Source organism: Arsenicibacter rosenii (genome assembly GCF_001870735.1).
Lineage (GTDB): Bacteria > Bacteroidota > Bacteroidia > Cytophagales > Spirosomataceae > Arsenicibacter > Arsenicibacter rosenii.
On the sequence record NZ_MORL01000024.1, the window covers coordinates 69031 to 79389 of the forward strand.

Annotated in this window: 10 protein-coding genes; 3 read left to right on the top strand and 7 right to left on the bottom strand. The window is 47.7% G+C overall.

Features of this window, described 5'->3' with window-relative positions; genetic code table 11:
* Positions 1-91 precede the first annotated feature (91 nt).
* The 3 genes from BLX24_RS25440 to rfbF are packed head-to-tail and all read right to left on the bottom strand — an operon-like array spanning position 92 to position 2995.
* Positions 92-1126, bottom strand: coding sequence for an NAD-dependent epimerase/dehydratase family protein (locus BLX24_RS25440; protein WP_071506042.1), 1035 nt, complete (start codon positions 1124-1126; stop codon positions 92-94).
* Positions 1127-1142: 16 nt separating this feature from the next.
* Positions 1143-2231 (bottom strand): CDP-glucose 4,6-dehydratase, encoded by a 1089-nt coding sequence (gene rfbG, locus BLX24_RS25445; protein ID WP_071506043.1) that lies wholly within the window; start codon positions 2229-2231, stop codon positions 1143-1145.
* A complete protein-coding gene (rfbF, locus tag BLX24_RS25450) occupies positions 2225-2995 on the bottom strand; it encodes a glucose-1-phosphate cytidylyltransferase (protein WP_071506044.1) in 771 nt (256 codons plus the stop codon). Before rfbF ends, rfbG begins: the two co-directional genes overlap by 7 nt.
* 489 nt (positions 2996-3484) lie before the next feature.
* On the opposite strand from rfbF, the gene BLX24_RS25455 reads away from it, so the two are divergent.
* The 3 genes from BLX24_RS25455 (at position 3485) to BLX24_RS25465 (ending at position 5694) form a co-directional block, all read left to right on the top strand.
* Complete coding sequence (locus tag BLX24_RS25455; protein WP_262483001.1) at positions 3485-3841, top strand: LamG-like jellyroll fold domain-containing protein; 357 nt, start codon at positions 3485-3487, stop codon at positions 3839-3841.
* A gap of 31 nt (positions 3842-3872) precedes the next feature.
* Positions 3873-4889, top strand: coding sequence for an FAD:protein FMN transferase (locus tag BLX24_RS25460; protein ID WP_229201893.1), 1017 nt, complete (start codon positions 3873-3875; stop codon positions 4887-4889).
* Positions 4890-4962: 73 nt separating this feature from the next.
* Entirely contained in the window at positions 4963-5694 is a 732-nt protein-coding gene (locus tag BLX24_RS25465) for a DUF4412 domain-containing protein (protein WP_071506047.1), read from the top strand.
* 54 nt (positions 5695-5748) lie between these two features.
* Here the strand turns inward: BLX24_RS25465 and BLX24_RS25470 are convergent, their stop codons facing one another.
* The 4 genes from BLX24_RS25470 to BLX24_RS25485 form a co-directional block, all read right to left on the bottom strand.
* Positions 5749-7083, bottom strand: a complete 1335-nt coding sequence (locus tag BLX24_RS25470; RefSeq protein ID WP_071506048.1) for a Gfo/Idh/MocA family protein — start codon at positions 7081-7083, stop codon at positions 5749-5751.
* Between the two features lie 176 nt (positions 7084-7259).
* Positions 7260-7568: an antibiotic biosynthesis monooxygenase family protein gene (locus BLX24_RS25475; protein ID WP_071506049.1), complete on the bottom strand. Its 309-nt coding sequence runs from the start codon at positions 7566-7568 to the stop codon at positions 7260-7262.
* 27 nt (positions 7569-7595) lie between these two features.
* The gene (locus BLX24_RS25480) at positions 7596-8933 is read right to left on the bottom strand and encodes an efflux transporter outer membrane subunit (protein WP_071506050.1); all 1338 of its coding nucleotides are present in this window, start codon (positions 8931-8933) and stop codon (positions 7596-7598) included.
* A gap of 276 nt (positions 8934-9209) precedes the next feature.
* Positions 9210-10190 carry a formylglycine-generating enzyme family protein gene (locus BLX24_RS25485; protein ID WP_071506056.1) on the bottom strand — a complete coding sequence of 327 codons (981 nt, stop codon included), beginning with the start codon at positions 10188-10190 and terminating at the stop codon, positions 9210-9212.
* Between the last annotated feature and the right edge of the window lie 169 nt (positions 10191-10359).

The window sequence follows — 10359 nt, forward strand, 5'->3', positions numbered from 1 at the left end:
TTCCGTAAAATTAGTTTCGGTTAACCAATTGCACGCCTCAATACAATTTGAAGGCTTTTATATGAGAACATTTCTTTACACGACTTATGGCTTATCTGCTGAAATCAATAGTCTTAGAAATGGCATCCTCAAGCGAAACTACTTTATTGAGCATCAATACTTGCTTTGCTTTATCAACATTTGGGACATACCTATCCACAAAATTTGACTTTAACTTACTTCCCAATACTTGAATATTACTACTTGAGCTTGCCACTCTTTGTATTAACTTAGCCAATTCAAGTATTGATATTTCCCGGTCTGATCCTACGTTATACGGCGAGTTCAACTCTCCATTAATCAAAATAGTCCACAACCAGGCGGCTAAATCAGAAGCATACATGTAAGATCGAACCGTACTACCATCACTCTTAATAACAATGTCTTCATTAGCCAGTACATTACGAATAAAATTCCCTATGGCAAAATGAGTATCAAGGGGTAAATAAGGCCCTACAAAGGCGAAACAACGTGCAATTTTAATTGGAAGATCAAACTTTTGATGATATATAGAGCAATATAGTTCTGCGATACGTTTACCTTCTGCATAGGCAGAAGCATAATTATTAATATCTAATTTATAAGAATCACTCTCTTTAATATAATGTATATCCGCAGGTTGTTTACCATATATAGCTCCTGAACTTACATACAAGAAACCCGCTAAGGGTTGTCTCCGAGCGAAGTCAAGTAACTTTCTGGTCCCTACTGTGATCGTATCAAGCATTAAAAGAGGACTGTTTTTATTTATCGCATCGCTCGCAGCTGTAGCAGCATGAATAATATAGTGAAATTCTACATTAATATTATAGTCATAATCTATGATATCGCCTTGTATAAAATGAATGTCAGCTCTATTCTGAAATACTGAGAATTCCAAAAGAAAACGTTCAGGGTCTCTTGAAAGGACGTATAGTTGTGCATTAAGTTCTAATTTATTGTTTATATATTGAAAACTATGCAGAATCCATTTTCCAAAAAAACCCGTCCCACCTGTTAAAAGAATACGTTTGTTACGAAGAGATTCCCAAATCGAACTTGTAGAATTGTAAACATGAAGTAAGTCTTCCTCAGAAATCTGCTTCATAATCGTAATATAAAGTTTATAGCAGTGATTTGTAGACCGCTAGATCAGCTTCTATTAAATCACTTGCATTTGCTCCGCACCTGAATTGCTTGTACCAGTCAATTGTCAATTCAATGGCTTTTTCCGGGGTTAAAATGGGGCGCCAGTCTAACTCATTTAGGGCCTGACTTATATCCAGCTTCAATATTCCTGCTTCATGTGGATGTTTACTATCACTATGCACCTGATAGTTTCCTTCTCCCCACACAGCAATACAGTGTTCTACCACATTAACTACTGAAAGGGCATCTGAAGTAAAAGGCCCAAAATTGAAAGCCTTTGAGTATTTAATTGGATCTGTCCATAGTTTATACCCCAGTTCGAGATACCCAAAAAGTGGTTCTATCACATGTTGCCATGGCCTGATAGCCTTTGGATTTCTTATATGTACAGTCTCTTTACTGTTTAATGCTTGTACAATATCAGGAATTAACCTATCTACCGACCAATCACCTCCACCAATAACATTTCCAGCTCTGGCTACGGCTATAGCTTTATTATGGGTAGCATAATCAGCAACGTTATAGAACGAATTTCGGAACGAATCTATAATTAGCTCTGCACATGCCTTACTGGCACTATAAGGATCAAATCCACCCAATCGATCAGATTCCCGATACGGATATATCCACTCGTTATTTGAATAAACCTTATCAGTCGTAATGGCTACAATAACGCAAGGTTTATTTAATAAACGAATACTATTTAACAGATTGGCAGTTCCAATCGCGTTTGTTTCAAACGTTTCAAGTGGTTGCTGATATGAAAAACGTACAAGTGGTTGAGCTGCCAGGTGAAAAACAAAATCCGGTTGAAAATTAATCAACTCTTTTTGTAAACGCGCACTGTCACGAATGTCAGCAATCACTGATTCACAAACGCTATCACCACCAACTAATTCGTAAAGATTTAAAGGCTTTACAGGAGCTAATGAATACCCTTTAACTTCTGCCCCCATCATAGCAAGTATCTTCATCAACCAGGCTCCTTTAAAGCCAGTATGACCTGTCAAGAAGATTCGCTTACCCCGATATAGTTGCGTAAATTTTTCACTAAGATTTACCATGATTTCCACTGTGCCCCGCCGCTGTTCCAAAGTTGCTCCAACTCTACCTTATCTCTAAGCGTATCCATGGGTTTCCAAAACCCATAATGCCTGTAAGCCGCTAGCTGGCCTTCGGCCGCTAATGTTTCTAAAGGTTGCTGTTCCCAGATTGTTGAATCTCCCTGAATGTAATCAAAAACTTGCGGTTCACAAATAAAAAATCCTGCATTCACCCAGGCACCATCACCTTTGGGTTTTTCCATGAAAGATCTCACAAGCGTTTGATCTTCAAAATTCAAAGCCCCAAATCGGCCTAAGGGTTGTACAGCTGTCAGTGTACACAGTTTGTTATGGTTTTTATGATAGCTTACTAACTCATTGATGTTTATATTACCAATCCCATCACCATATGTCAGCATAAATGGCTCCTCTCCTATGTGATGTCTTACACGCTTTATACGCCCTCCCGTCATACTCTCAACGCCGGTATCTACTAACGTAATTTGCCAGGGTTCAGCCTGTGACTTATGGAAATCAATTCGATTATGACGCAGATCAACTGTTACATCAGATTGATGTAAAAAGTAGTTTGCAAAATACTCTTTTATTAAATAACCCTTATAACCTAAACATACAACAAACTCATTAAATCCATAAGAAGAGTAAATCTTCATGATATGCCATAAAATGGGCATACCACCAATTTCAACCATTGGCTTAGGCTTGACCACAGTTTCTTCACTCAGGCGAGTACCTAAACCTCCTGCAAGTATAACTACTTTCATGTACGGCAGACTTGTATGATAACTAGTAGAGTTTTAGTTAAAAGCTATGGGTCAATAATTATGCCATAGAATTACCTATAACATTACAAAGAAACCGGAAACTATACACTTTCACAAACACATTATTAGAATACTCATTACATTACAGCCAGGGTTCAATTCCTGAATCATGAAAAACCTACCATTATTTCTAATTAAGTTTTTATTCTCAACCACCCTCCTTAGGTCCGCCCCCCCCACATATGGCCATATTGCCGACTACCCGTTTAATGGCAATGTCAATGATGCCAGCGGTAAAAATACCCCCGGAACGATCTTTGGCACAATTAATCCGTAGCCGATTGTAAAGGTACAGCGAATAACGCATTCCAGTTTACCGATGGCAGTAAAATTCGTGTTACCAATAACGCGTCGCTGTCTTTATCCACCAGATTCCGTTCAGCGGGTGGGTCCGGCTACGGTCGATCAGGCGCGGAATCCCGCGCAAATATCGATTTTACCGCCAGCAATAGTACTGATCTTCTGATTGGCGGCATGGATTGCTGGTCGTACTATTTTAACGGTGATATGGATGAGCTTCGGTTTTACAACCGGGCGCTCACGCGGGAGGAGGTAATCTCAACATATACCTTTGAGAAAGTGCCGATTCAGTCTGTTAAAGATGGCAGTTGGAACGATTATACAGTATGGTCGTGTAACTGTATCCCGCACCCTTCCGATATCTTGCAGGTTAGCCATCAGGTTACAGTTCCCGCAAACAACATCGCCCAGGCCTTCCAGATTACCTATACCAACAATGGGAAAGTAACCCTTGGTCAGGGAGCTAAGCTTTTCCTCAATAAGTAAATCACCCCGCGTCCTGCGCTTATACCGGCACATGACTCGACGAATGCATACCAAAGGGTCTGGCTTCCGGCAGGCCCTTTTTCTTTGGCTTGCCCTGACAAGCACGACCCTGTTTGCCCAACCAAACCGCTTTACGTTTCAGCGCGGCCTGATGGGTACCCAGTTTAAGGTAATCCTCTATGCACAGGATAGCCTGACAGCACACCATGCCTATCAGGCGGTTTCGGCCCGTATGGATACGCTCAACCAGATCATGAGCGACTACCTCGATGGCTCCGAAATCAACCGGCTGTCGGCCAGCGGCGGGTCGGGACAGTGGGTGCCGGTATCGCGGGAGCTGTTCGATGTCCTGACAAAGGCCGTTACCATCGCCCGTATCTCCGGAGGCCGGTACGATCCGACCATCGGGCCGCTCTCGCTGCTGTGGCGGCGGGCTGTCCGGCGGAATCAGTTTCCGTCTGCCAGCGAACGAAAAAAGGCCCGAAAGTCAGTTGGCTATCAGCACCTCGAATTTGATGCCGCCAGACAGGCCATCCGCCTGAACCGGCCCAATATGCGGCTCGATGTCGGCGGTATCGGGCAGGGCTTTGCCATTGATGAAGCCCTGTTGGTTATCAAACCGTTTCCGGTGCAGGCGGCACTGCTCGACATCGGCGGGGATATCCTTGCCTATAATGCCCCTCCCCAACAATCCGGCTGGCGGATTGACGTTGGCTCCGGCAAAACCGGCGATACCGATACGTTGACGGTGAACCTGCGCAATGCAGCCATCACAACTTCCGGTGATACGTATCGATTCCTCAATTACAAGGGACGACGTTACTCGCATATCATGAATCCACGCTCGGGTCTGGGCCTGCGTCATTTTGTTCGGGCAACGGTAAAAGCACCGGAAGGCTACCAGGCTGATGCACTCACGAAAGTGTTCAGTGTGGCGGGCTGGCGGAAAAGCCGGCGGTTACTACACCGCTTTCCGGGTGCGGAGTTATATATTATTGAAAACAAAGGGGGCAAAATTCGCAGCTGGCAGTCGTCTGGCTTCCGGTAATGACCGTTTAAATAGTTTCCGGATTACCAAACCGGCAATTCGTGTACATTTAGGCACAAACTATTTTGTTATCATGAAACAGCTATTTAGCTCCTTAACCGCTTTCCTGTTCTCCGTCTGTGCCTTTGCTCAGCAAGGTACCATCCAATATAAAATAACCCTTGGTAACGGACAGAAATCCATGACGAGTACGAGTACCATGTATTTCCTGAACGGAAGTACCCGCGTGGAAGCAACCATTCCTATGCCGGGCATGGGGCAACCCATCAAACAAACCGTCCTGATGCCGGCCAGTAAGCCAAATGTGATGTATAATCTGGACGATGCCAGCAAGACCTACACAGAAACTTCCGTTAGCCCGACGGCCACAAATGATGTAAAAACGACGATTAAAGTCCTTGGCACAGAAACCATCCAGGGCTTAAGCTGCAAACACCTGTCGGTAACCATGGACAAAACCAATATGGAAGTCTGGACCACCAAAGACATTGCCGGCTACGAGAAAATGATGTCGTACTGGCGGTCAAATCCGGCCATGAGCAGCAACAGTTTTTACAATGAGCTTAAGAAAAATAACGCGGAGGGCTTTTTCGTGAAAACGAAAACCAATGGCATGCGTGGTGGCAGTATGACGATGGAAATGGTCAGCTACAATACAAAGCCGGTAGCCGCGTCACTGTTCAGTATTCCGGCCGGCTATAAAAAGGAAGCCGGTTTCGACCCGGCCGCAATGGAGAAAATGAGCCCTGCCGAGCGGCAGAAAATGGTCGAACAGATGATGAAGAAATATGCGCCGAAGCAGTAACAAGACGACAAGCCCTTCCCCTGAAAACAGGGGAAGGGCTTTGAATAGGGTCTACTACACCGTAATTGTCTTACCCGGCACGGCTACCGGATAGAAACCATCGGCATTTGGTAATACTTTCGGCATCGCGTCCCACGCAAGTTTATCCGGGAACAGGTTGATCTGCGAATTGATCGCTTCCTCCCACGTTACCATCTTACCCGAATACGTCGCCATCCGGCCCATAATCGATGTCATTGTACTTTTTGCTCCATTTTCGGCATCGGCAAACTTATACATGCCTTTGGCAATGGCCTCAAACAGCTCGTCATGCTCAACCTGATACGGGTTTGGATCCGGCTTCTTCGCATCATTCGGATGCGTATAAATTGCCTGTCCGTTATATTTTTTCAGCACGCTGTTGCGGCCGAATGAGTCGACTTTCCCTTTTGTACCCACAAACTGCTCATCAACCTTGCTGTAGGTCCCTTCGTAGTGACGGCACTGGCTGTTGATGGTTGTTCCGTCGGCATACACAAAGTCGACAATGTGATGATCAAAAATTTCACCATACTCTTTGCCGGTACGCACCTGACGGCCACCTGTTCCTTGTGCTGATACCGGATAGCCTTGTTTTACCCAGTTCGCTACATCTATATTGTGAATGTGCTGCTCATTGATATGGTCACCGCATAACCAGTTGAAGTAATACCAGTTACGCATCTGGTGCTCCATTTCGGTCTGGTTCGGCTGACGCGGCTTCACCCAAACGCCGCCGCTTACCCAATAAACAGAACCGCCCACGATGTCGCCCAAAGCGCCGTCATGAATGCGCTTGATCATCTCGCGGTAATTGTACTGATAATGGCGCTGTAAGCCCACTACCACATTCAGCTTTTTCTTCTTGGCTTCTTCCGCCGCCGCCAGCACTTTCCGGACACCCGGCGCATCGGTAGCAACCGGCTTCTCCATGAAAATGTGTTTGTTCTGACGAACGGCTTCTTCAAAGTGCATCGGACGGAAACCCGGAGGTGTCGCCAGAATGACTACATCGGCCAGGGCAATAGCCTGCTTGTAGGCATCAAATCCGACAAATTTGCGGTCTTCCGGTACGTCTACTTTCTGGGCAGCATCACGGCGCTTGCTCAGGTTGCTGTACGCTTCGTCCAGCCGGTCACGGAAGGCATCAGCCATGGCCACCAGCTTTACATTTTGCTTCGTGTTCAGGGCCTGAGCAGCGGCTCCGGACCCACGACCACCACAACCAATCAACGCAACTTTAATCGTGTCATCGACAGAATGGTGAAAGCCTCCTGCCTGAAGACCAAAAGGTAAGCTAGTTAACAGAGCACTACCGGTTAGTAATCCGGAGGCTTTCAGAAATTCGCGACGATTCGATTCGTTCATCATATGCGCTAAGAATTTGGAGAATTGAGCAGAACACAGGGCATTCCTGCGGAATGTCTTTTTCCTGCTTACTATCCAAAGCGCCACCACCCCGAAATCTCCTTTTGTGCGCCGGAATTTAGTCTACTTAATTCTAACGAGCAGCCACTACGTACGGCTGACGTCCAAATGTTTAGCCGTTAATCATAGTCACGCTGCACCAGACAAACGCGGGTTTTACAGGCTTCGTACCAATCTTTGCGGCCTTTTTCACGGGCCAGCTTGTGTTCGGCGTTATTTTTCCAGTTCCGGATGGCTTCTTCGCTTTCCCAGTAAGAAACAGTGATGCCCAGCCCGTCGCGGGCACTCTCTTCGCCCAGAAAGCCGGGCTGTTCCCTCGCCAGTTCCAGCATGCGGCGGGCCGTTTCGGCATATCCGTCGTCTACATCGGTACGGATGGAGGTAAAAATGACGGCATAATACGGCGGTCCGGGTGTCTGAGCGATCATGGTTTTGTTAGTATATGCGTTGATTCATTAAAAATCACCACCCAACGCGCGCAGTAACGCAACGGTATAACCAGCCTCCTGCCCGCGCAACTGAACCAGCAATTGCTCAACGTTCAGGATGGTCCGCTGCGCATCCAGCACTTCAAGGTAGGTGGTCAGACCACGGATGTACAGCTCCCGGTTATATTGTTCGGTGCGGCGGGCCAGGGCCAGCGTCTGGGTTTGTGCGTCAATCTGCTGACGAAGAATCTGTAAGTTATCCAGTGCGGTTTCGACTTCGCGCTGCGCCACCTGAAGCTGCTGCTGATACGTCTGCCGCACGGTTTCAACCTGCTGGTTAGCCAGCGTGACGTTCTGGCGGTTACGGCCTCCTTCGAATACCGGTACCGATGCATTAATGCCTACCAGATACGTAGCACTTCCGGGCGTAAACCAGGGCCCGATCCGGCCGGATAAAAGACCGCCGGTTCCGTTCACGGATACGCGGGGCATCCGGGCCGCATTTGTGACAGCCACCTGCGTTTCGGCAGCCTGTGTCAGCCGGTCCAGTTGTTGCAGATCGGGGCGGCGTTTCAGCAAATCGGCAGCAATTTCCGTATAGGGAAAGGCCGGATAAGCCGCCGGTAAGGTTCCTGCACCCAGTGTAAACTGAGCCGGTGTCTGCGCACAAAGCTGGGCCAGTCCGTTGACCAGCTCTGTCCGGCCACGCTGTAACGTAAGCAGTTGCACACGCAGCTGAGCCAGATCGGTTTCAGCCCGCTGCACATCAATCTGATTGATCAGGCCGACCCGGAAGCGCTCGCGGATAATGCCAACGGTTGAATCCCGTGTCTGTACATTGCGGCGAAAAACGGCCTGTTCGGCATCATTCGCCCGGATCAGCCAATAGACGCGGGCAATCTCCGACGCCAGTACCAGCCGGAACGAGCGGTAATCGGCCTCCGACGCCTGTACCTGCAGACTGGCAACCGTTACGCCGTTTCGTATCCGGCGAAAAAGATCAAGCTCATACGACGCATCAACGGGCAGTATCTGTAGCGTGTTCATCTGCACCCGCGCCAGCCGGTCTGACGTTACCGGCACCGATACCGGCCGGTATTCCGACAGACTCTGAGTGGACAGGAGCGCCCCCGAACGGATTGACGGCGACAGATACGATTGGGCGACCTGAACCCGTAAACGGGCTTCTTCTACCCTGCTCAATGCAGCTTTCAGGTTCGGGCTGTTGGTCAGCCCCAGATTAATCAACGAATCAAGCGTTGTGTCATGGAAACGGGCCCAGCCTGTGGACTCCGCTGTTTGTGCCTTCGTAAATTTCACCTGCAACAGCAGCAGCAGGCAAAAGCAGGCGGTAATTCCCCTCATAGTCATAGGTGCCCAACCGGCGTATAGCGTATGTGCATGCCAGTACTCTGAACCGGATCAATGGCAGGGCAACATGGCATTCCCCTAAATTACATCTCAGCGGATAGATTGTACAGCAGATGTCACCATATCCGCAAAAATTGCTATTCTTGCTTTTTTTAGGTCAATCAGGGAAAGGAATTTTTTGACAGGATTACCAGACGTACAGGAGCCGGCTTACTACCCATGATGAGGCAATTGGCATCCTACATATCCCGTAATCCTGTCGGATCACCATCAATAATCCTTGATGGGCTTGATGCCATAATAGGCCGCGATTTCTTCCTTGCTCGGCGTTTTGGCCGGCCGGACAATCCGGAAGCCCACAAATGAAGCACTCGTTAACCACCAGTCACTTTTCGGGTTCTGCGGATCCAGAATTTTCCAGGCAGGATCGGACGGAATACGCTTCGCGGAGCGCAGATCAGCCGGTTCATCGTCCCAGGAGCCGCCACGGGTGCTGTTCGGGTATAACATCGTCACCGGTGCCCACGGCTCGTTTACAGTGCCCTTTGCTTTTTTAGCATAATAGTCTGGTATATACTGATCCATGGTCCATTCCAGCACATTGCCGTGCATATCATGCAGCCCCCATGGATTGGGCTTTTTAGTACCGGTTTTTTTATAGGCGGAGCCGCTGTTTCCTTTAAAGACAGCATACTGCGGTAATAATTTCGGATCGTCACCAAAAGAATAGGCTGTTTTCGTGCCGGCACGGCAGGCGTATTCCCATTCGGCTTCTGTAGGCAGGCGATAAAAAACGCCGGTTTTATCATACAGCCACGCACAGAATTTGATAGCGGCGTACTGTGTCATGTTAATAGCCGGATAGCCCGCCCGCCCCATGCCGAACGACATATCCACGTACGACGGACTAGGACGGGTACTGGCATCTGTTTTCGACAAATCGGCGCCCTGCGGGTACCGGGCGGCCATTTCCTTCTCGATATTTTTCGTCGTGAAGAGATCATAGATGTCCCAGATCACTTCGTATTTACCCATCCAGAACGGCTCAATCTTCACCTTATGCTGCGGCCCCTCATCCTGACCACGGCCTTTCTCGCCGGCAGGGCTTCCCATCATAAATTCACCGCCCGGAATAGCGACCATTTCATACGACTGATTACTGCCGCCAATCGCCTGGGTGTACGATTTAAATTCCGTTGAGTTCTGTGCCTGCACCATCAGTGGGGTTGTTACGGCCAGCACAGCAAACATTTTTTTTGTCAATTGCTTCATTATTCAGAGGCATTCGGTTGTTCTATCCTACTAAAGCACAAATCACGGCATATTTCCTTTGCCGAATCGACTAACTTTGTGTACTTGAAAAGCTTTTTGCCACAAAGACACTAAGAAATATCCAAGTTGCGAGATAGTTAATCTTCTA